Below are 19,779 nucleotides of genomic sequence, written 5' to 3'. Positions count from 1 at the left end.
CCAGAGGTCACACTTGAAGTAAGGACGGCCACTGCGGCGATCGGTCCGCAGGCCTTCCGGCGGAGGTCTACGTGACGGATGCGCCCGGACCGCGTGACTGCGGGCCACCAGCCGGGTCGCGCCTCGGCGCGACCCCTCTCCCAGTGTGCTCGGCCGCCCGCGCGGTGGCGCGCTCGCGAGGGGTCTCGTGATGCGCCAGGTCCTGCTCCTCAACGCCACCTACGAACCTCTCACCACGCTCTCGCTGCGCCGGGCCGTCGTCCTCGTGCTGCGGGAGAAGGCCGACGTCGTCCACCGCGACGGGCGGGGCGCCGTGCTGCACTCGGCGACCCGGGCCGTGGACGTGCCGTCGGTGATCCGCCTGCGCCGCTACATCAAGATCCCCTACCGCTCGCGCATCCCGCTCACCCGGGCCGCGCTGATGCGGCGCGACGACTTCCGCTGCGCCTACTGCGGCCACCGCGCCGAGACGATCGACCACGTGGTCCCGAGGTCCCGGGGAGGCCCCCACACCTGGGAGAACTGCGTCGCCTCCTGCCGCGCCTGCAACCACCGCAAGGCCGACCGACTGCTGGAGGAGCTGGGGTGGACGCTGCGCGTCGCCCCGGTGGTGCCACGCGGCGCCCACTGGCGGCTCATCGGCGCCCTCGGCGGCGACGGTGACCCCCTCTGGGTGCCCTACCTCGGACAGACCGCCGCCTGACGCCCGGCCCGGGCGCGCCCGCGCCCGGCCCGGTCTCACCCCACACGGTACGGCTCCCGCGCGGCCGCCCCCTCGGTACGGCGGAGCCGCTCCGACACGAGCGCGGCGGCGGCCACCGCGAGCGGCCCGAGGACGTGCCACCCGCCGATGGCCAGCAGGCCCAGCTCGAACAGCAGCCCGGCCAGGGCCGCCCACCACCCGGCCCGGTAGCGGGGGAGCAGGCGCAGCGCGGCCGCCATGCCCATGGCGTACGTCGCGACGAGGAACGCGGTGGCGATCAGCACGAGCCGGTCCGCGCTCCAGCCGAACCCCGCCGCCCCGGCGAAGACCAGGACGGTGCCCGCGGCGAGCACGGCCAGGCTGCGGCGCGGCACCTCACCGGCCCGACCGCCCCGGGCCAGCCAGGACGGCAGGGCGCGGTCGCGGCCGAGGGCGGCCCCGAGCCTGGCCGCCGAGGCCAGGTAGGCGTTGAGCGGGCCCAGCGTGATCACCACGGCGACGATCGCCGCCGCGTGCTGGGCGGAGGAGCCCAGCGCCCGCGCCAGCATGACCGCGAGCGGCGCGTCGGTGCGCCCGGCCCCGGGCCCCAGCACGAGCACGCTGGTGGCGGCCACGCCCAGGTAGAGCACGCCCACGATCACGAGCGCGGCGGCCGTAGCCCGCCGGATGTCCCGCGCCGGGTCGGCGAACTCCCCCGAGAGCTGGGCCATCGCCTCCCACCCGTTGAACGACCAGAGCAGGAGCGCCATCGCCGGCGCGACCGCCGAAAGGCCGTACGGCGCGAACGGGGTCAGGTTCTCCACCCGCGCGTGCGGGGCCGAGACCACGATCGTGACGACCAGCAGCGCGGCCAGGACGCCCATCAGCGCGAGCTGGAGCCGGCCCGACACCCGCAGGCCGCCCCAGTTCGCGCCCAGCGCCACCGCGACCAGCACCCCGGCGGTCACGAGCGTGACCGCGCGGCCCCCGCCCACGGCCGAGGCGACGTACGCCCCGCCGAACATCCCCAGCGCGGGCACCCCGATCGGCACCACGAGGTAGAACCACCACCCGGTCACGGTGGCCGCCGGCCGCCCGAACGCCCGCTCGGCGAACGTCGCGACCCCGCCCGCGTCGGGATACCTGCCGCCCAGCGCCGCGAACACGGCCGCCAGCGGGACCGACATCACCACCAGCGCGGCCCAGGCCAGCAGTGACGCCGGCCCCGCGATCCCGGCGGCCAGCCCCGGCAGGGCGAGCACGCCGGTGCCGAGCACGGCTCCGACGTAGAGGGCGGTTCCCTGGGCGACGGTGAGACGACTCATGAGGCACGAGTGTGTGATCTCCGCGCACCCGGCGACAGTGACGGATTCGCCAACTACCGCTAGATTTCCGACATGGCCCACACCGTGGCGCTCCTCGTCCTGCCCGGCACGCCGCCGTTCGAGCTGGCCGTGCCCTTCGAGGTCTTCGGCCGCGACCGCTCGGCCCACCTGGGCGTCGAGTGGTACGACTTCCGCCCCTGCTCCCCGGACCCTCGCGTGGAGGCGGGGTTCGGCTTCAGCGTGGCCACGCCGTACGGGCTGGACGACCTGGTCGCGGCCGACACCGTGATCGTGGCCGCCTGCGAGAGCGCCGCCGCCCCGATCCCGGCGAGCGCCGTCGAGGCCGTGCGGCGCGCGCACGAGCGCGGGGCACGCGTGGCCTCGATCTGCACGGGGGCGTTCGTGCTGGCCGAGGCGGGGCTGCTGGACGGGCGGCGCGCCACCGCCCACTGGCTGAACGCCGCCGAGCTGGCCCGGCGCCATCCCCGCGTCCGGGTGGACCCGAGCGTGCTCTACGTGGACGAGGGGGACGTCCTGACCTCCGCCGGCAGCGCCGCCGCCCTCGACCTGTGCCTCCACATCGTCCGCCGGGACCACGGCGCGGCCGTCGCCGCCGCGATCGCCCGCCGCGTGGTCGTGCCCCCGCACCGCGAGGGCGGCCAGGCGCAGTACGTCGACCTGCCCGTCGCCGCCGCCCCCGGCGACGGCCTCGCCCCGCTGCTGGACTGGGCCAGGGAGCGCCTGTCCGGGCCGCTGTCGGTCGAGGACCTCGCCCGCCGGGCCGGCACGAGCAGCCGCACCCTGCTGCGCCGCTTCCGGGCCGCCCTGGCCATGACGCCGCAGCGGTGGCTCACCCTGGAGCGGGTACGGCGGGCGCAGGCCCTCCTGGAGACCACCGCGGCCCCGGTGGAGACCGTCGCCCGCGAGTGCGGGTTCGCGACGGCCGCCGCCCTCCGCGAGCACTTCACGCGCGAGGTGGGCGTCCCGCCGCACGCCTACCGCCGCGCCTTCGCCCGCGCGAGCTGACCCGCGTTACCCTTTCCCCATGCCCCGCTACGACTACAGGTGCCGCGCCTGCGGCTCCACCTTCGAGCTGACCCGTCCGATGAGCGAGTCCGGCGAGCCCGCGACCTGCCCCGAGGGCCACGACGACACCGTCAAGCTGCTGACCACGGTCGCCATGACCGGCAAGGCCGGCGCCCCCGCCCCCTCCGGAGGCGGCGGTTGCTGCGGCGGAGGCTGCTGCGGCTGACGCCGTCACCCGCCGGGGCAGCGGTTGTCGCCGCCGCTGTGCTCCACGCAGTGGCCGGGCGGCGGCGTGAAGCGCGGTGCGGCGTCGTCCGCCCGCCCCCGCTGCCCGAGCGCGAGCACCGCCATCACCAGCGCCAGGCAGACCGCCGCGCTCAGGCCGTACGCCCAGGCGGCGAACTTCCGCCGGCCCAGCCCGGCCACGAGCGCGGCGGAGGCTGGCGCGGCGACGAGCACGACCGCGGCCGCCACCAGATACCCGTGGGCCGACGCCTCGTCGAACCCGTGCAGCCGGGCCCCGCGCAGCCCTTCCGCGACCGCGTGGAAGAAGAGCCTGGGCGTCCCCACGAACCACACCAGGGTGAGCCCCACCAGGCCGAGGTCCACCCAGATCCCGCCGCGCCGCCCGTCACGCCTCACGTTCCCGACTCTTCCTCCCGCGCGTCGCGGAACGGCCACGCGCGCCCATCGCTTCGGCGTCACCCGGATGAAGCCCGGACGGCCGTACGGCCCGCGCGAGGCGGGCGCGGGCCGTACGGCGGCATCGGGGCCGGTGTGAACCGGTCAGCCGGTCTTCTGCCACAGGGCGGGGGCGTTGGGCGGCTCCCAGCCCGCCTGGGAACGGTGGGCCTGGAGGCAGCGGTAGGCGGCGCCGCCGTAGGTGACCTGCGCGCCCACGGCGTACGACGTGCCGGCGGCCCAGGTGCCCGACGGGGGAGTGGTGTCGGTCGGCGTCGGGGTGGGCGTCGGGGTCGGGGTGGGCGTGGGGTCGGGGTCGCCCGCGCCGATCTGCAGGTCGACGCAGGAGTAGAAGGCCATCGGGGTGTCGGCGATGTTCCAGATGGCCAGGACCTTCTGGCGGCCGCTGTAGCCCGAGAGGTTCACCTGGTGCGTCACCGTGCTCGGGGGACGCCTGCCGCCCTCGTTGAAGACGGCGACCCGGGTGTTGCCGATGTAGTACTCCCAGGTGGTGGTGGCGTGCACGGCGGTGAGGCGCCAGGTGAAGGTGACCGAGTTCCCGACCCGGGTGGCGGGCCAGGGCTTGCTCTCGTCGCTCAGCGGGGCCCAGCGGGCGTCGCCGGCGTGGCAGTTGCGCTGGCCCTTGGGGCCTTCGACGCTCTGCGGCTCCCAGATGATCGGGCCGCAGTCGGGGACCTTGCCCTGGGCGCAGTTGGCCTGGCGGCTGGGCGGGGAGGAGACGTAGCCGTGGGCGTACGCCGGCGTGGTGGAGAAGATCATGGCGCCGACGGCGAGCACGGTCAGGGATACGTAGAGGACGAATCTTCGCAAGGGGGTAGCTCCTTTCGCGTCGGGAACCGGTGCGTCAGAAACCTGCGGTGATCTTGGTGAACTCCCAGTCGGCCTGGGCGATGCCGCTGCAGTGCGAGGTGACGCCGCCGCCGGGGCAGGGGCGGTCGCGGTTGACGGCCCAGTAGGCGAGCCGGGTGAGCCCTCTGGCCTTGGCCCAGTCCCGGATCCGGGTCCAGGTCGCGGGCGAGGTCAGCTCCTGCTGGTCGGACAGCCCGTTCATGCCGGAGATGCCCATGCGGGCGTACGCCTGGGCGTCGGTCCACCCGAAGGCGCTCTTGAGGGCGTTCTTCAGGCCCTCGGAGGCGTTCACCGTGTCCTGGTACATGTCCGTGCCGCCGAAGTCGAACGGCATGATCGTGTAGTTGTCCACGGGCACGGCCAGCTCACGCGACCTGTTGATCAGCCGTACGCCGTGGGCGTTGGGCCCGCGGGTGGTGGTGCCGAAGGTCACCACGATCTTGACGGCCGGGTTGCGCTGCTTGACGATCTTCAGCGCGTTGAGGATCCGGTCCTGGACGGTGTAGTTCTCGAACTCGTCGGTGTTCTCGATGTCGAAGTCCACAACCGCGGGCCCGACCGCGTCGATCACCCGCTGCACGGCGTCGGCGAAGGCCTGCGGGGTCGAGCAGTTGGGGCCGAGCTTGTTGCCGCTCCAGCCGCCGAAGGAGATCTGCACGTTCCCGCCCTTGGCCTTGATCGTGGAGATCGCCTGCGCGTCCGGGCCGCCGGTCAGCGGGCGCTGCCCGTCCCAGGCGGGGTTGCAGCCGCCGCTGGCCAGGATGAACGCCATGGTGAACGACTTGATCCCGGTGGCGTCCATGACGGTCCCGGGGTTGGGCGGGTTGCCCCAGCCCATGTAGAGGTACGGCGCGCCGGGCATCTTGCCGGGCTGCGGGTTCGTGCAGCCGGTGGTGGTGGCGGTCACGTCCCGGCCCGCCGACTCGCCGGAGGAGTTGTAGGCCCTGACGGTGTAGGTGTGGGTCTCGCAGGCGGCCAGGCCGCCGATCGTCGCGGTGGTGCCGGCGACCTGCGCCCTCTGCGCGGTGCCCTCGTAGACCCGGTACCCGGTCACGGTCCCGCTGGAGGCCCCCCAGCTCAGGGTGACGCTGGTGTCCGTGGCGGTCGCGGTCACCGGCCCCGGCTGCCCCGGGGCCCCCGGGTTGCCGGTGCCGGTGCAGGACTGCCCGTTGAGCGTGCAGTTCGACGGCACGGCGGAGCCGGGCGAGCCGATGAAGCCGAAGCTCACGCTCGCCCCCGGGGCCACGGTGCCGTTCCAGCCGACGTTGGTGAAGGTGAAGCGCTGCCCGCTGCGGGAGACGGTGGCGTCCCAGGCGGAGCTGACGGTTCCGCCGGCGGGCATGTCGACGGCCACGGACCAGCCGTTGATGGCCGTCCCGGTGCCGTTGGTGATCGTGTACCTGCCCTCGAAGCCCGAGCCCCACTCGGCGGTCTTGGCGAACACGGCGGTCGCCGAGGCCGCCGCGTGGGCGCCTGTGGGCACGAGCAGGGAGAGGAGAAGGACCGCAAGGCCGGTGAGGGCGAACAGGGGTAGGCCGCGCCGCATCATCGCTCCCGGAAAGGAGGTGGACTGGGGGACCCACGCAACGACCGGATCGCGTGGCGGCGGAATCCGGGACGGGTTGCACATTCGCCCCGGATTCCGGCTCGCGGGCTCGTGCACGCCATTGTGCCTCGCGCCGACGTTTCTATTAAGAAAGTTTCCTAAGAGTTATTGGGATCGTAACCCCGCCCGAAACCCCCCGCAAGACCCTTGCGTTGCCGTGCCGTTCCCTGGAACGCCGTACGGCTCGCGCCGGGGCGGGCGCGAGCCGTACGGGATGGAGATGGCGGGAGCCCGGGGGCTCCCCGGTTCACCTGGAGAGCTGGGACAGGTCCCGGGAGGCTCCGGTGGAGGCCGACGTGGTCAGCGCGGCGTAGGCCTGGAGGGCGGCGCTGACCGGGCGACGGCGGTCGCGGGGGCGGTAGCCGTTCAGCTCCTTGAGGAGGCGCTCCCTGCGGGCGTCGAGCTCGTCGTCGGGGACGTCGAGGCGGAGGGTGCGGTTCGGGATGTCGATCTCGATCGCGTCGCCGTCCTCGACGAGGGCGATGACGCCGCCCTCGGCCGCCTCGGGGGAGGCGTGCCCGATGGACAGGCCCGAGGTCCCGCCGGAGAAGCGGCCGTCGGTGATCAGCGCGCACGCCTTGCCCAGGCCCTTGCCCTTGAGGAAGCTCGTCGGGTAGAGCATCTCCTGCATGCCCGGGCCGCCCTTGGGGCCCTCGTAGCGCACGATCACCACGTCGCCCGGCTTGACGTGGTTCGCCAGGATCGCGTCCACCGTGTCCTCCTGGGACTCGAAGACGCGGGCCGGGCCGGAGAAGCGCCACAGCTCCTCCTCGACCCCGGCGGTCTTGACGATCGCGCCCTCGGGGGCGAGGTTGCCGTAGAGGACGGCGAGGCCGCCGTCCTTGGTGTAGGCGTGCTCGACGGAGCGGACGCAGCCCTGCTCGCGGTCGAGGTCGAGGCTCTCCCAGCGGGCCTCCTGCGAGTAGGCCTTGATCGTGCGCTTGTTGCCGGGGGCGGCGTGCCAGAGCTCGATCGCCTCGGGGAGCACATTCGGCGACTTCGGGTCCCACTTGTCGAGGAACTCGCCGAGCGTGGCCGAGTGGATCGTGCGCACGTCGCGGTTGAGCAGGCCCGCGCGGTCGAGCTCGCCGAGGATCGCGGGGATGCCCCCGGCGCGGTGGACGTCCTCGACGTGGTACTTCGCGGTGGCCGGGGCGACCTTGCAGACGCAGGGCACGCGCTGGGACAGCTCGTTGATGTCCTTGAGGCCGAAGTCCACGCGGGCCTCGCGGGCGGCGGCCAGCAGGTGCAGGATCGTGTTGGTCGAGCCGCCCATGGCCACGTCGAGCGCCATGGCGTTCTCGAAGGCCGCCCGCGTGGCGATGCTGAGCGGCAGCACCGACTCGTCGTCGCCGTCGTAGTAGCGCTTGGCCAGGTCCACGATCACGCGGCCCGCCTGCTCGAAGAGCCGCTTGCGGAACGCGTGGGTGGCCAGCGTGGTGCCGTTGCCCGGCAGGCCCAGGCCGATCGCCTCGACCAGGCAGTTCATCGAGTTGGCGGTGAACATGCCCGAGCACGAGCCGCATGTCGGGCAGGCGCTCTCCTCCATGGCCAGCAGGTCCTCGTCGGACACGCTGTCGTCGGCGGAGGCGATCATCGGGTCGATCAGGTCGAGCTTGCGGCCCGGGGTCTTGCCGGCCTCCATCGGCCCGCCGGAGACGAAGACCGTGGGGATGTTCAGGCGCAGCGCCGCGAGCAGCATGCCCGGGGTGATCTTGTCGCAGTTGGAGACGCAGACCAGGGCATCGGCGCAGTGGGCCTGGACCATGTACTCCACGGCGTCGGCGATCAGCTCGCGCGACGGCAGGGAGTAGAGCATGCCGCCGTGGCCCATCGCGATGCCGTCGTCCACGGCGATCGTGTTGAACTCGCGCGGGATCGCGCCCGCCTCGCGCACCGAGTCGGCGACGACCTCGGCGACCTCGCGCAGGTGCACGTGGCCGGGCACGAACTGGGTGAAGCTGTTGGCGATCGCCACGATCGGCTTGCCGAAGTCGGAGCCCGCTACGCCGGTCGCCCGGAGGAGGGCCCGGGCACCGGCCATGTTCCTGCCGTGAGTGACCGTACGAGACCTGAGGGCGGGCATAGAGCGGCTCCCTGTCGAAGACACCTGGAAGTGGTCTCTCGATGGTAGTCCCCGCCGCCCGTTCCCTGAGACATGCCGTCCATCAGATGGGACGCGCCCTCCCGGTCCCCGGACGCGCCCACGCCCCGGCCGTGTCCCGGCGCCCGTCGCGGCCCCGCCCCGTCACCGCCCCGCCCCGTCGCGGCCCCGCCCCGTCACCGAGTCCCCGCCGATGTTCACGCGTCCGGGGGCGTGCCGCCGTGGCCGGTCGCGCGCCGTGCCCGGAAACGGGTACGGCGCCTGCCTGGCCGGGCGGCGCCGTACGGGATGACGGGGGGTCGGGGGATCGGGGGATCGGGGGTCAGGAGGTCGGGTATCTCGGGGGCAGGACGTTCTCCGCGGCGCGGGCGATGCGCTCGATCTCGGTCGCGGTGAGTGTCTTCTCCCGCTTGGTGATCCACTTCCGGACGCGGCCGCCCTCGAAGACGTCCACGTCGCGGATGTTGAGGATCTTCCAGGGGATCGTGGGGCCGTAGATCGCCAGGGAGGGCACGACCTGGACCTCGCGGCCGATCGCCTGACCGATCAGCTCGGCGGCGCGGTCGGCCTCCCAGCGGGCCTCGTCCAGGCGCGGCTTCTGGCTGTGCGGCCCGTGGAAGAGCTTGCGGTGGGACATCGCGCGCACCGGGAGCCGGCGGTCCCACTTCTCCGAGTCCACGGCGTAGACCCCGGTGGGCCCGATGACCAGGTGGTCGATCTGGGCGTCGCTGCCGGGGATCGCGCGGGCGTGCAGGGCGCGGTAGCCGACGCGCTCCAGTTTGCGGAGCTGCGCCTCGGTGCGGCGTTCCGCGGCCGACGCCCGCCGCCAGGCCTCGATGGAGGAGGTGGACCTGGCGCGCTGGACCGTGTCGGCGATGACGGTGAGCACCGCCGCCGTGAGTCCGAGCCGCCAGTCCGTGAGCACGGTGACGACGAGCCCCACACCCGCCGCGATCGCCAGCCTGATTCGCCAGTGGCGGTACTGCGGCTGGCGTATCAGGCCGAGGAGCGACGCCCGCTCAATGGGCGCGTACGTCGTGGTGACCTGGCGCTTTGGATCCCGTTCGTCCTCAGGCCGGTCGTTGACCCAGATGGGCGACGCAGAGTGACCATCTCGTGGCGCGTTCGCAGGTTCCACGTAACGCACGGTAGCTGAATACCCGAGAGGCTGCCTAGTGTTGCGAAGTTCATACTTTTGTGGCGGCGTTCTTCCGGTTCGTAAGGAGCAAAACCGGGTATGACGCCCTTTACCCCTAGATAACTCGGGGCGGGTCGTCCTACTGTGCGGTTGCGTGAGCCCCATACACCAGATGACGGCCCTGGAGCTGGCGTCGGCGGTGCGCCGCCGCGAACTCTCACCGGTGGAGATCACGCTCCATTACCTGGATCGTATCGAACGATTCAACGAGGATGTCGGCGCTTTCACGACAACGGTCCCCGAACTCGCGCTGGAGCGGGCGAAGAGCGCCGAGCGCGAGGCGATGGAGAGCGACGACCCGCCCCCGCTGCTGGGCGTCCCCATCCCGATCAAGGACCTCAACCTGGTCAAGGATCTGCCCATCCTCTTCGGGTCCGCGACCTACCGGGACTTCGTCGCGCCCGTGGACGACACGGTCGTCGAACGGCTCCGCGACGCCGGCACGATCATGCTGGGCAAGACGGCCACCCCGGAGTTCGGGCTGCCCTGCTACACCGAGACCGCCGTCGGCCCGCCCAGCCGCACCCCGTGGGACCTGACGCGCTCGGCCGGGGGCTCCAGCGGGGGCGCCGCCGCCGCGGTGGCCGCGGGCCTGGCCCCGGCCGCCCAGGGCAGCGACGGCGCCGGCTCCATCCGCATCCCGTCCTCGCTCTGCGGCCTGTACGGCATCAAGCCCTCGCGCGGGCGGATCTCCTGGGCGCCGATCATCCCGGACCTCGTGGGCATGTCCACGAACGGCCCCATCGCGCGCACCGTGCGCGACGCGGCGGCGCTGCTGGACGTGATGACCCACCACAACCCGGGCGACCTGTTCCACGTGCCCGACCCCGAGTCCTCGTTCCTGTCCTGCGCCGACCGGGAGCCGGGCCGCCTGCGCATCGCCCGCTCGGCCAGGCCCGCCGTGCCGGACGCGGTGGTGCATCCGGACGTGCTGGCGGCCTACGAGCACGCCTCGGCGCTGCTGGCCTCGCTGGGGCACGAGATCGTGGACATCGAGCCGCCGTTCTCGCCGGAGATCGTGCCGGACTTCGAGACGATGTGGTTCTGCTTCGCCTGCATGCACCCCGTGGACGACGCCAAGCGCGGCCTGCTGCGCCCGCTCACCGCCTGGCTGCGCGAGCGCGGCGAGGCCGTCTCCGCGCCCGAGTTCATGCGCGCGGCGGCCAACCTCCAGCTCGCCACCCGGCTCGGCCTGCTCGTGCTGAACGAGTACGACGCCGTGCTGACCCCGACCGTCACCGGGCCGCCGATGCCGGTGGGCTGGTTCGAGGAGGGCGGCGACCCGGCGGAGACGTTCGAGCGCATGAAGCGGTACGCCCCCTTCGCGGCGGTCTGCAACGTGACCGGCCAGCCGGCCGTCAACCTCCCCCTCCACTGGACGGACGAGGGCCTGCCGATCGGCGTCATGCTCGCCGGCCGCTGGGGCGACGAGGCCACCCTGATCTCTCTGTCCGCGCAGGTCGAGGCGCACGTCGGCGGCTTCTGGTCGAACCGGCAGCCCGCCCTGTTCGCCTCCTGACCCCGCCGGCCCCCGCGCCCGGGGCCGCCCCCGCCCGCCGTACGGCTCGCGCCCGGCGCGCGGGGGCCGCTGGGGCCGTACGGGAAGGGGCGCGCAAACGTCACCGAAGGGGGAGGAGTCACGCGGGGGACCGGGCGTTACGTTGTGCGGGTGGACGGCAATGACTGGGTCATCCTCGGGAGCCTGATCGGGATCTCGGGCGCCGTGTTCGCCGTGATCGCGCTGCTCGTGCTGGCGCCGTCGACGCGCGGGGCCGACCGCGAGCGCCCCGACCGCCCGGACGCGGCGCGCCGCGCGGGGCCGGTCTGGTGGGGCGGGCCTGGCTCGGGCGAGCACGGCACCGCCACGAGCGACCTCGTCCTCAACGAACTGCGGCCGTCGCGCGCCCCCCGAGCCGACGTCGACTGGACCGCGCTGGCCGAGACCTCCGAGCCCGGGCGCGGCGTCGGCGGCGCCTCGGCCGGCTGGTGACCGCCGACCGGAGGTGATCCGATGCGTGCCATCACCGCGTCCCAGGCCCACGACATCCGCACGGCCGTGCGTGACGCCGACCGGCTCAGCGGGCTGCGGTTCGCCGTCTACCTGGGCCCGGCTCGGGGGCGGGCGCGCCAGTTCGCCGAACGGCTGCACGCGGCGCTGGGCGACGACCGCGCCGTGCTGATCTTCGTGGACCCGGACGCGCGCGCCCTGGAGATCGTGACCGGGCCGCGCGCCCGCGCCCGGCTCTCCGACGGCGACTGCCGCCTGGTGGCCATGTCGATGGCCACCACCTTCAGCGGCGGCGGGCTGGTCACGGGCCTCATGCGCGGCCTGTCCGCGCTGGCCGACCACGCCCGCCTGTGACGGCCCGCCGCGCCCGAGGGCTGGCCGGAGTCCCGGGTGGCGGCTCAGCCGTCAGGTGGCTCAGCCGGTCAGGCGGATCGGGTTGACCAGGTCGGCGTAGAGCAGCAGCCCGGCCATGACCACGAAGACCGCGGCCACGGCGTACGTCAGCGGCAGCAGCCGCGCCACGTCCACGTGCCCGGGGTCGGGCCGCCGGAACACGCGGGCGATGAACCGCCGCAGGCCCTCCCACAGCGCGCCCGCGATGTGCCCGCCGTCCAGCGGCAGCAGCGGGATCAGGTTGAACATGCCGATCGCCAGGTTGAAGCCCGCGAGCAGGTTCAGGAACAGGACCATCTTGTCCTTGGCGGGGGCCTCCGAGGCGAGGATCTCGCCGCCGATGCGGCCCGCGCCCACGACGCCGACCGGGCCGTTGATGTCGCGCTCGGCCCCGCCGAAGGCGGCGTTCCACACGCCGACCATCTTCTCCGGGAAGCGCACGAGCGACTGCGCGGTGTGGGCCGTCAGCTCGCCGATGCGCTGGGCCACGGCGGCGGGCCCCTGCGGGACGTACTCGAACGTCGGGCTCACCCCGAGGAACCCGACCCGCTCAAGCTTGTCCGGGTCGTCGAGCTTCGGGCGGTCCTGGGCGATCAGCGTGGCGTTCAGCGTCAGCCGCTGCCCGCCGCGCTCGACGCCGATCGTGGTGGCGCCCGCGCCGTGGGCCCGGATCCGCCGGGTCGCCTCCTCCCACGACTTCACCGGCCTGCCGGCCACCTCCACGATGCGGTCGCCCGCCCGGAGCCCGGCGTTGGCGGCCGGGGTGGCCGGGTCGCCGGGGCGGCAGTCGCGGATCTCGGTGGCCGGGATCACGCACTGCGAGACCGACTTGACCACCGGCTGCTCGGTCTTGATGCCGAAGCCCATCAGCACGACCGCGAACAGACCGATCGCGAGCACGAAGTTCATCGCGGGGCCACCGGCCATGATGATGACCTTCTGCCACCACTTGCGCTTGTAGAAGACGCGGTCCTCGTCGCCGGGGCGGATCTCCTCCAGCGACACCTGGCGGGCGTTCTCGATGAGCCCCTGGAACGGGCCGGTGGAGCCGCTGCGCAGCTTGCCGGGCTCGTCGCCCTTGCGCGGCGGCAGCATGCCGATCATGCGGACGTAGCCGCCGAGCGGGATCCACTTGATGCCGTACTCGGTCTCGCCGCGCCGCCTGGACCACAGCGTCGGCCCGAAGCCCACCATGTACTGCGGGACGCGCACGCCGAACAGCTTGGCCGGCACCATGTGGCCGATCTCGTGCAGGCCGATCGAGAGCATCATCCCCACGAAGAAGATGACGACCCCGGCCAGGTTCAGCCCCAGGTCGAGCCAGTCCATCCTGCGCAAACCCCCGAATCGGAGACGGTGAGCCTCGTCCCTCCCCAACGGGACCCTCACGATCGTATCCGAAACGTTGTTAACCCGGCGCGCCGCCCTTTACCCGCCCCTGTGTCACCGTTGACAGTTCGCGACTGTTCGATCACTCTATGGAGTGGGAGTGATCGAACCCCGGGTCCGGGCGAGCGGCGCGGTTCGTCCGGACCCGGTCCCGGCCCCGCCCGCGTTCCCCCCGCGAGCCCGCCCTCGCGGTCGCGTACGGCCCGCCGTACGGCTCACGTCGTTCAGGGGCGCCAGATGAGGACGAGGGCGCAGTCGTCGTTGTGGCCGGCCGACATGGTCTGGACGAGGGTCCTGGCGCCCTCCTTGAAGCCCGACGGCAGCAGCCGCTCGGCCTCGCCCAGCAGACGGTCCAGGCCCGCGTCGATGTCGCGGCCGGGCTCCTCGATCAGGCCGTCGGTGTAGAGCAGGAGGGCGTCGCCCTTGCGCAGCACCCCGCTGTCCGGCTCGCAGTGCAGGTCCGGCACGACTCCCAGCACGACGCCCTTGGTCGCCGCGACCCGCCACGTGCCCGACCCCGCCTCGAACTTCACCACCGGCGGGTGGCCCGCCGAGGTGATGACGTACTCACCCGTGGACAGGTCCAGCCGCAGGTGGACCGCCGTCACGAACCCCTCGCGCTCGCGCTGCCGGTGCAGGTAGGCGTTGCAGGCCGGCAGGAAGTCCTCGCCCGCCACCGACCCCAGCAGGCCGCCGAACGTGCCCGAGAGCATCAGCGCGCGCGTCCCCGCGTCCACGCCCTTGCCCGACACGTCCACCAGCGCCAGCTCCACCCGGTCGCCGTCCCGCGTGGCCACCACGAAGTCGCCGCCGAACGACGACCCGCCCGCCTGCTTGAGCACCACCTTGGAGTCCCAGCCCTTGGGCAGCTTGGGGAGCTGGCTCTGCGCCTTCAGCCGGTCCCGCAGGTCCAGCAGCATCGCGTCGCCGCGCAGCCCCTGCACCCCGAGCTGGCCCCGGGTGCGCGCCAGCAGGATCGCCAGCACCGACGTCACCACGAGGGCCACGAGCAGGCCGGGCCCCACGGCGGCGATGCCCTTCTCCGCCGCGACGTAGACCACCGAGGCGCAGACCACCGCCAGCAGCACGCCGAGGCTGCGCGGGCGGAGCTGGAGGCCGCCCGCGAGCACGACGAGGATGAGGATGCTGGGGGAGAACCACTCCACGGACACGTTCGCGGCCAGGACGCCCAGCAGCAGCGAGCCGACGGTGAGGGTGGCGAGGAATCCCCGGTCCCGGGCGAGGGGGCCCTGGCGAAGGTACCGATAGATCCGTACCAAATAGGGCACCCGCACCAGAATCGCGCGGAGCCGGGGAGGGATCAGCGGCGCCGGACGGGAACTCATGATGTCCAGGAGCGTAGCGGCCCGGACCCCATGCTGGCACCTGACTCGGCCAAGCCCTTGATCATTTCATGGCTAAATGAGTCGCCGTTCCGCTCGTTCGCTCCCTAGGTTGACATTCATGACGCCTTATCCGATTCGTGCCATCGAGCCCGGCGAATGGCCGGCCTACTACGCCACCGTCCGCGAGGCCTTCAACGGCTCCGAGCCCCCGGAGGCGGCCGGGCACCTGCTGCCCGTCGTCCCGTTCGACCGGACCCTGGTCGCCTTCGACGGGGAGGTCGCGGCCGGGTGCGCGATGTCGCACGGTTTCCGGATGACGGTGCCCGGGGACGTCCTGGCGGTGGCGGGCGTCACCGGCGTCGGGGTGCTGCCCTCCCACCGCCGCCGGGGGGTGCTGTCCTCGCTCATGCGCCGCCAGCTCGCCGACCTGCGCGCGAACGGCGAGTCCGTGGCCGCCCTGTACGCCTCCGAGGGCGCCATCTACGGCCGGTACGGGTACGGCATGGCCGCCGACGGCCTGCGCGTCAGCCTCCCGGGCGGGGCGCGGTTCGCCCCGCACGCGCCCTCCGACCCGGCCCTGCGGATCCGGCTCGTGGAGCCCGGGGCGGCCGAGGCCGAGATCGCCGCGGTCTTCGACGCCGTACGGCTGGCGCGGCCGGGCATGTACGCCTGGCCGCCGGAGCTCCTGCGGTACCTGGTCGCCGACCACGAGTACCGGCGGCACGGGGCCGGGCCGCTGCGCGCGGCGCTGGCCGTGGACGAGTCCGGCACGCGGGGTTACGCGCTGTTCCGGGTGCGCTCGGGCTGGGACGACGACGACCGGGCCGACGGGGTGCTCTCGGTGCTCGACCTGCACGGGCTGGACCCGGCGGCGGAGGCGTTCCTGTGGCGCTTCGCGCTGGACCGCGACCTGGTGACCACGGTGAAGGCGACCGTGCCGGTGGACTCGCCGCTCCGGTCACTGCTGGCCGACCCGCGCGACCTCCGCGCCCGGTTCGGCGACGACCTGTGGATCCGGCTGGTGGACCTCGCCCCGGCGCTGGCGTCCCGGGCCTACTCGGCCCCGCTGGACGTGGTGATGGAGGTGGCCGACGAGGTGTGCCCGTGGAACGCGGGGCGCTGGCGGCTCACCGTGAAGGAGGGGCGGGCCGCGTGCGAGCCCTCGGACGCCCCGGCCGACGTGGAGCTGCCGGTGGCGGCGCTCGGCGCGGCCTACCTCGGGGGCCGGGGCCTCGTCCCGTTCGGCGCGGCCGGGCTCGCGCGCGAGCCGCGGCCGGGGACGCTGCGGGCGATGTCGGCCGCGTTCGCCTGGGACCCCAAGCCGTGGGCCGCGCACGGCTTCTAGGCGCCGGCCCGGGGACGCGAGGGTTCGCGGGACGCGCCGCCGCCGGGCGCGGGGGTTTCGGGGTGCGGGGGTTTCGGGGTGCGGGGGTTTCGGGCGCGCGGGTTTCGGAGGCGCGGGTTTCGGAGGCGCCGGGCGTGGACACGCCGGTTCCGGGCGGGCCGCCCGGCGGGCCGCCGGCCGGGAGAGTGCTCCTTTGACCGGGGCTTTGCTGGGTTTTGACCACTTCTGCCCCTCGGCGCGTAGGCTGAGGGGCATGGCGCTCCAGGGAATGCGGATCACCGTGACCACGGCGATGCGGGCGCGGGACGTGTCGCGCCCCACCCAGGCCCACCACGAGTTCGCCGAACGCCGCCCCCTCCGCGACGAGACCTCCGCCAAGCAGGGCTCCTCCGGGGGCAAGCCGTCCCGCCGCGGCAAGTGACCGCGCCGCCCGCGAACGCCGTACGGCGTGAGCCGGGCCGGGGGAGGGCGGGCTCACGCCGTACGGCGGAAGGGCGGGGGTCTACGGGAGCGGGGGGAGCTCGCCGGTGGTCTCGTAGGCGGTGAGCATCTCGATGCGCCGGGTGTGCCGGTCGGCCCGGGAGTACGGCGTGGAGAGGAAGACCTCCACGAAGCGGGCGGCCTCCTCCTGGGAGTGCATCCGCGCGCCCAGGCTGATCGCGTTCGCGTCGTTGTGCTCGCGGCCGAGGCGTGCCGTCTCCTCGCTCCAGGCCAGGGCGCAGCGCACGCCGCGCACCTTGTTGGCCGCGATGGCCTCGCCGTTGCCGGACCCGCCGATCACGACGGCCACGCTGCCCGGCTCGCGGGCCGCGCCCTCGGCCGCGCGGAGGACGAACGGCGGGTAGTCGTCCTCGGCGTCGTAGACGAACGGGCCGCAGTCCTCGACGTCGTGGCCCCGCTCCTTCAGCCAGGAGACGAGGTGGTTCTTGAGCTCATAGCCGGCATGGTCGGCACCGATGTAGACACGCACGCGCCCAGTGTGACACCGACCGGTATCGTAATGAGCACACAGCCTTACCGGCCCTTACAGACGCATGGGGCGGTCTTTCCGGAACGGGGTGTCCACGTGGGCGTTTACGAGATCCGCACGGTCGGCGATCCGGTGCTGCGCACCCCCGCCGAGCCGGTGCGCGACTTCGACAAGGAGCTGCGCAGGCTCATCGACGACATGTTCCCGGTGATGTACGCCGCGCGGGGCGTCGGGCTGGCCGCGCCTCAGGTCGGCGTGGGCCTGCGGGTTTTCGTCTATGACATCAACGGGCGTTCCGGGCACGTGGTGAACCCCGAGCTGACCGTGGACGACCGGGCGGAGGTCGTCGAGGACGAGGGCTGCCTGTCGATCCCGGACGCGGCCGGGGAGCGCCCGCAGTACGCCCCGGTGGCCCGCGCCGCCGGCGTCACCGTGCGCGGCCTCGACCGCCTCGGCCGGCCGGTCGAGGTGAAGGCCCGGGGATACCTCGCCCGCTGCCTCCAGCACGAGACCGACCACCTGGACGGCAAGCTCTTCATCGACCACCTCGCCAAGGAGGAGCGCCGCCGCATCCTCCTCAACACGCCGTAGGCGGCGTCCTCCGATACGCCTGAGGCGTACGGGGTTCACTCCGGGAGTGAAGTACGTCGCCCTCGGTGCTGCTTTCATCACCCCTCGCGTCCGGCCCTTCCTGATCCGTCCCGGGGCCGTCGGTACCTTCGAACCCGGTTCATGTCCGGCCTTTGCCGCAGTCCCTGACGACTCTGGACATGGGCCGCAACCCCGGCGGGAAGGGTCGCGGTGCGGGCGACGCGTTCGTTGTGGGGGCGGCGGGACTTCCTGCTGCTCTGGTCGGCCCAGTCGGTCAACCTCCTGGGCACGCATGTCAGCCTCATCGCGGTGCCGCTGCTCGCGCTGTCGGTCGGGGCCACGCCGTTCCAGGTGAGCCTGGTCGCGGCGGCCGGCCATGTGCCGTACCTGCTGGCCGCGCTGCCGGCCGGGGCCGTCGTGGACCGCTGCCGCCGCAGGCCGATCATGCTGACGGCCGGGCTGCTGCAGGGGCTCGCGCTCTCCACCGTCCCGATCGCCGGGGCGTTCGGGGCGCTCACGTTCTCCCACCTCCTCGCCGCGGCCTTCACCGTGGCGCTGCTGGGCGTCTTCTTCGACACCGCGTACGGGAGCTACCTGCCGTCCCTGGTGCCCCGCGAACGGCTCGCGGACGCCAACGGCAAGCTCGGCGCCTCGGACGGGTTCGCCTACGTCGCCGGGCAGAGCGCGGCCGGCGCCCTGGTCGCCTGGATCGGCGCGGCCTGGACCGTCGGCGTGGACGCGGTCTCCTACCTGCTCGCCGCGGGCTTCCTCGGCGCCATCAGGCACCGGGAGCCCCCGCCCGCCGCGGGCCGGCCGCCCGGGCGGGCGCGCGAGCGGGCCGCCGGGTTCCGCGCCGAGATCGCCGAGGGGCTGCGCGTGGTCTTCCGCCACCGGCTGCTGCGGCCGCTGTTCCTCGCCGACGCGTTCGTGAACGCCGGCATCGCCGCGTCCTGGTCGATCTGGGTCGTGCACGTCGTGGAGGAGCTGCGCTGGCCCGCGTACGTCGTGGGGCTCAGCCAGGGGCTCTCGGCGCTCGGCGTGATCGCCGGCGGGTTCGACCTCGGGGGACTCGGGCGGCGGTTCGGGATGCCGGCCGTGCTGCTGGCCGCCGCCCCCTTCTACGTGCTGGACCTGCTGCCGACCCTGCTCGTCGGGCCGGGCGTGGGCGGGCAGGTCGTCGTCACCGCGGGGTACCTGGTCGCGCTGTTCGGCGAGTTCACCTACGTCGGCGCGAGCCGTACGCTGCGGCAGCTCCTGTGCCCGCCGCGCCTGCTGGGCCGGGTGACCTCGATCTCCCGGTGGGTCGCCCAGGGGCCGCGGCCGTTCGTGGCCGTCGCGTTCGGGGGGATCGCGACGGCCTTCGGCACGCGGACGGCCCTCGTGCTCGCCGCGGTGCTGTTCGCGGTGCCGTTCGCGATCCTGGTGACCTCCCCGATCCGGCTGCTGCGCGACGTGCCCGGGCCCGAGCCCGAGCCCGGCTCCGGCCCCCGCCCCGGCGCCGGGCCGGGGGCGGCGGGCGGGCCGGCGGCGCGGGGCGGGACCGGGGCGGCCTCCGAGGCGAAGTGACCGCACGGTCCCGCCCCCCCGGACCGGGATGTCAGTCGAAGATCGGGTCGCGGTCCCGGGTGCGCTTGAGCTCGAAGAAGCCGTCGGTGCCCGCGACCAGGACCACCCCGTCCCACAGCCGCCCGGCGGCCTCGCCCTTGGGGGCGGGGGTGACGACCGGGCCGAAGAAGGACGCCCCGTTCACGGAGATCACCGGCGTGCCGACGTCCTCGCCGACCCGGGACATCGCGTCGTCGTGGGAGCGCCGGACGGCCTCGTCGTACCCCTCGTCGCCCATCGCCGCGACGAGCCCGGCGTCCAGCCCCGCCGCCTCCAGGGCCTCGGCCACGATCGGCTCGATCGGGCCGCCGTCCTTGCGGCGGCCCTGGACGTGGAACCGCTCGCCCATCTCGGTGTAGAGGCGGCCGAGCACCTGCGGCCCGTGCGCGGCCTCGGCGGCGGCGACGACGCGGACCGGCCCGATCGACTGGTTGACGAGCTCGCGGTACCAGCCGGGGATGTCGCGGTCCTTGTTGAGGAAGTACAGGCTCATCACGTGCCACCGGGGCTCGATGTCGCGGACGGCCGCGACCTCGATCAGCCAGCGCGAGGTCAGCCAGGCCCACGGGCAAAAGGGGTCGAACCAGAAGTCAACTGGCGTACGATCTGCCACGACGGCTCCCTGTCAAAGATTTCTCGA

At 73.6% G+C, this 19,779-nt stretch carries 20 protein-coding genes and 1 pseudogene; 10 read left to right on the top strand and 11 right to left on the bottom strand.

The genetic code is table 11. The features are described 5' to 3' along the window. The first annotated feature begins 190 nt into the window (after positions 1–190). Positions 191–703, top strand: coding sequence for an HNH endonuclease (locus D5H75_RS34830; RefSeq protein ID WP_119930858.1), 513 nt, complete (start codon positions 191–193; stop codon positions 701–703). Positions 704–738: 35 nt separating this feature from the next. Here the strand turns inward: D5H75_RS34830 and D5H75_RS34825 are convergent, their stop codons facing one another. Further along, positions 739–2,007, bottom strand: coding sequence for an APC family permease (locus D5H75_RS34825; protein ID WP_119930857.1), 1,269 nt, complete (start codon positions 2,005–2,007; stop codon positions 739–741). A 72-nt stretch (positions 2,008–2,079) separates the two neighbouring features. Here D5H75_RS34825 and D5H75_RS34820 point away from each other — a divergent pair, with 72 nt between their 5' ends. Further along, positions 2,080–3,033 (top strand): GlxA family transcriptional regulator, encoded by a 954-nt coding sequence (locus D5H75_RS34820; RefSeq protein WP_119930856.1) that lies wholly within the window; start codon positions 2,080–2,082, stop codon positions 3,031–3,033. A gap of 19 nt (positions 3,034–3,052) precedes the next feature. Further along, positions 3,053–3,259, top strand: a complete 207-nt coding sequence (locus D5H75_RS34815; protein WP_119930855.1) for an FmdB family zinc ribbon protein — start codon at positions 3,053–3,055, stop codon at positions 3,257–3,259. 5 nt (positions 3,260–3,264) lie between these two features. Here D5H75_RS34815 and D5H75_RS34810 read toward each other — a convergent pair whose 3' ends face one another. The 6 genes and pseudogenes from D5H75_RS34810 to D5H75_RS34790 all read right to left on the bottom strand — a co-directional run bounded on the left by D5H75_RS34810 (position 3,265) and on the right by D5H75_RS34790 (position 9,432). After that, a complete protein-coding gene (locus tag D5H75_RS34810; protein ID WP_119930854.1) occupies positions 3,265–3,675 on the bottom strand; it encodes a DUF6234 family protein in 411 nt (136 codons plus the stop codon). A gap of 144 nt (positions 3,676–3,819) precedes the next feature. After that, complete coding sequence (locus D5H75_RS44770; RefSeq protein WP_479688602.1) at positions 3,820–4,044, bottom strand: carbohydrate-binding protein; 225 nt, start codon at positions 4,042–4,044, stop codon at positions 3,820–3,822. Beyond that, positions 4,036–4,494, bottom strand: a pseudogene (locus D5H75_RS44765) (lytic polysaccharide monooxygenase auxiliary activity family 9 protein); the annotation flags it as partial. The pseudogene D5H75_RS44765 and the gene D5H75_RS44770, both read right to left, overlap by 9 nt. An 85-nt stretch (positions 4,495–4,579) precedes the next feature. Beyond that, positions 4,580–6,067, bottom strand: coding sequence for a cellulose binding domain-containing protein (locus D5H75_RS34800; protein WP_202638795.1), 1,488 nt, complete (start codon positions 6,065–6,067; stop codon positions 4,580–4,582). A 370-nt stretch (positions 6,068–6,437) separates the two neighbouring features. Then, positions 6,438–8,276 (bottom strand): dihydroxy-acid dehydratase, encoded by a 1,839-nt coding sequence (gene ilvD / locus D5H75_RS34795; RefSeq protein WP_119930853.1) that lies wholly within the window; start codon positions 8,274–8,276, stop codon positions 6,438–6,440. Positions 8,277–8,616: 340 nt separating this feature from the next. Then, on the bottom strand, positions 8,617–9,432 hold the full coding sequence (locus D5H75_RS34790; RefSeq protein ID WP_242454687.1) for a nuclease-related domain-containing protein: 816 nt from the start codon (positions 9,430–9,432) through the stop codon (positions 8,617–8,619). Between the two features lie 154 nt (positions 9,433–9,586). Here D5H75_RS34790 and D5H75_RS34785 point away from each other — a divergent pair, with 154 nt between their 5' ends. The 3 genes from D5H75_RS34785 to D5H75_RS34775 all read left to right on the top strand — a co-directional run bounded on the left by D5H75_RS34785 (position 9,587) and on the right by D5H75_RS34775 (position 11,854). After that, positions 9,587–11,011 (top strand): amidase, encoded by a 1,425-nt coding sequence (locus D5H75_RS34785; protein ID WP_202638794.1) that lies wholly within the window; start codon positions 9,587–9,589, stop codon positions 11,009–11,011. 150 nt (positions 11,012–11,161) lie between these two features. Further along, complete coding sequence (locus D5H75_RS34780) at positions 11,162–11,482, top strand: hypothetical protein (protein ID WP_147425379.1); 321 nt, start codon at positions 11,162–11,164, stop codon at positions 11,480–11,482. Between the two features lie 21 nt (positions 11,483–11,503). After that, positions 11,504–11,854, top strand: a complete 351-nt coding sequence (locus D5H75_RS34775; protein WP_119930849.1) for a DUF5130 family protein — start codon at positions 11,504–11,506, stop codon at positions 11,852–11,854. Positions 11,855–11,914: 60 nt separating this feature from the next. Here D5H75_RS34775 and D5H75_RS34770 read toward each other — a convergent pair whose 3' ends face one another. Both D5H75_RS34770 and D5H75_RS34765 read right to left on the bottom strand, forming a co-directional pair. Next, entirely contained in the window at positions 11,915–13,222 is a 1,308-nt protein-coding gene (locus tag D5H75_RS34770; protein WP_119930848.1) for a M50 family metallopeptidase, read from the bottom strand. 284 nt (positions 13,223–13,506) lie between these two features. Next, the gene (locus D5H75_RS34765; protein WP_119930847.1) at positions 13,507–14,628 is read right to left on the bottom strand and encodes a PP2C family protein-serine/threonine phosphatase; all 1,122 of its coding nucleotides are present in this window, start codon (positions 14,626–14,628) and stop codon (positions 13,507–13,509) included. Between the two features lie 118 nt (positions 14,629–14,746). Here D5H75_RS34765 and D5H75_RS34760 point away from each other — a divergent pair, with 118 nt between their 5' ends. Both D5H75_RS34760 and D5H75_RS42230 read left to right on the top strand, forming a co-directional pair. After that, entirely contained in the window at positions 14,747–15,973 is a 1,227-nt protein-coding gene (locus D5H75_RS34760; RefSeq protein WP_119930846.1) for a GNAT family N-acetyltransferase, read from the top strand. A gap of 253 nt (positions 15,974–16,226) precedes the next feature. After that, positions 16,227–16,394, top strand: a complete 168-nt coding sequence (locus D5H75_RS42230) for a hypothetical protein (RefSeq protein WP_202638793.1) — start codon at positions 16,227–16,229, stop codon at positions 16,392–16,394. A gap of 81 nt (positions 16,395–16,475) precedes the next feature. On the opposite strand, the gene D5H75_RS34755 is transcribed toward D5H75_RS42230, so the two are convergent. Then, entirely contained in the window at positions 16,476–16,943 is a 468-nt protein-coding gene (locus D5H75_RS34755) for a ribose-5-phosphate isomerase (RefSeq protein ID WP_119930845.1), read from the bottom strand. A gap of 96 nt (positions 16,944–17,039) precedes the next feature. Here D5H75_RS34755 and def point away from each other — a divergent pair, with 96 nt between their 5' ends. Further along, complete coding sequence (gene def / locus D5H75_RS34750; RefSeq protein WP_242454686.1) at positions 17,040–17,534, top strand: peptide deformylase; 495 nt, start codon at positions 17,040–17,042, stop codon at positions 17,532–17,534. 210 nt (positions 17,535–17,744) lie between these two features. Further along, positions 17,745–19,100, top strand: coding sequence for an MFS transporter (locus D5H75_RS34745; RefSeq protein ID WP_119930843.1), 1,356 nt, complete (start codon positions 17,745–17,747; stop codon positions 19,098–19,100). Between the two features lie 31 nt (positions 19,101–19,131). Here the strand turns inward: D5H75_RS34745 and D5H75_RS34740 are convergent, their stop codons facing one another. Further along, on the bottom strand, positions 19,132–19,752 hold the full coding sequence (locus D5H75_RS34740; RefSeq protein WP_119930842.1) for a mycothiol-dependent nitroreductase Rv2466c family protein: 621 nt from the start codon (positions 19,750–19,752) through the stop codon (positions 19,132–19,134). Positions 19,753–19,779 lie beyond the last annotated feature (27 nt).

The organism is Bailinhaonella thermotolerans, assembly GCF_003594875.1.
GTDB classification, from domain to species: domain Bacteria; phylum Actinomycetota; class Actinomycetes; order Streptosporangiales; family Streptosporangiaceae; genus Bailinhaonella; species Bailinhaonella thermotolerans.
This window is presented reverse-complemented; position numbering and strand designations above follow the sequence as displayed.

Bases quoted from the DNA above. Each gene is read 5' to 3' on its own strand.
- D5H75_RS34830 (WP_119930858.1), top strand. From the start codon at position 191: ATGCGCCAGGTCCTGCTCCTCAACGCCACCTACGAACCTCTCACCACG.
- D5H75_RS34825 (WP_119930857.1), bottom strand. From the start codon at position 2,007: ATGAGTCGTCTCACCGTCGCCCAGGGAACCGCCCTCTACGTCGGAGCC.
- D5H75_RS34820 (WP_119930856.1), top strand. From the start codon at position 2,080: ATGGCCCACACCGTGGCGCTCCTCGTCCTGCCCGGCACGCCGCCGTTC.
- D5H75_RS34815 (WP_119930855.1), top strand. From the start codon at position 3,053: ATGCCCCGCTACGACTACAGGTGCCGCGCCTGCGGCTCCACCTTCGAG.
- ilvD (WP_119930853.1), bottom strand. From the start codon at position 8,276: ATGCCCGCCCTCAGGTCTCGTACGGTCACTCACGGCAGGAACATGGCC.
- D5H75_RS34775 (WP_119930849.1), top strand. From the start codon at position 11,504: ATGCGTGCCATCACCGCGTCCCAGGCCCACGACATCCGCACGGCCGTG.
- D5H75_RS34770 (WP_119930848.1), bottom strand. From the start codon at position 13,222: ATGGACTGGCTCGACCTGGGGCTGAACCTGGCCGGGGTCGTCATCTTC.
- D5H75_RS34765 (WP_119930847.1), bottom strand. From the start codon at position 14,628: ATGAGTTCCCGTCCGGCGCCGCTGATCCCTCCCCGGCTCCGCGCGATT.
- D5H75_RS34760 (WP_119930846.1), top strand. From the start codon at position 14,747: ATGACGCCTTATCCGATTCGTGCCATCGAGCCCGGCGAATGGCCGGCC.
- D5H75_RS42230 (WP_202638793.1), top strand. From the start codon at position 16,227: ATGGCGCTCCAGGGAATGCGGATCACCGTGACCACGGCGATGCGGGCG.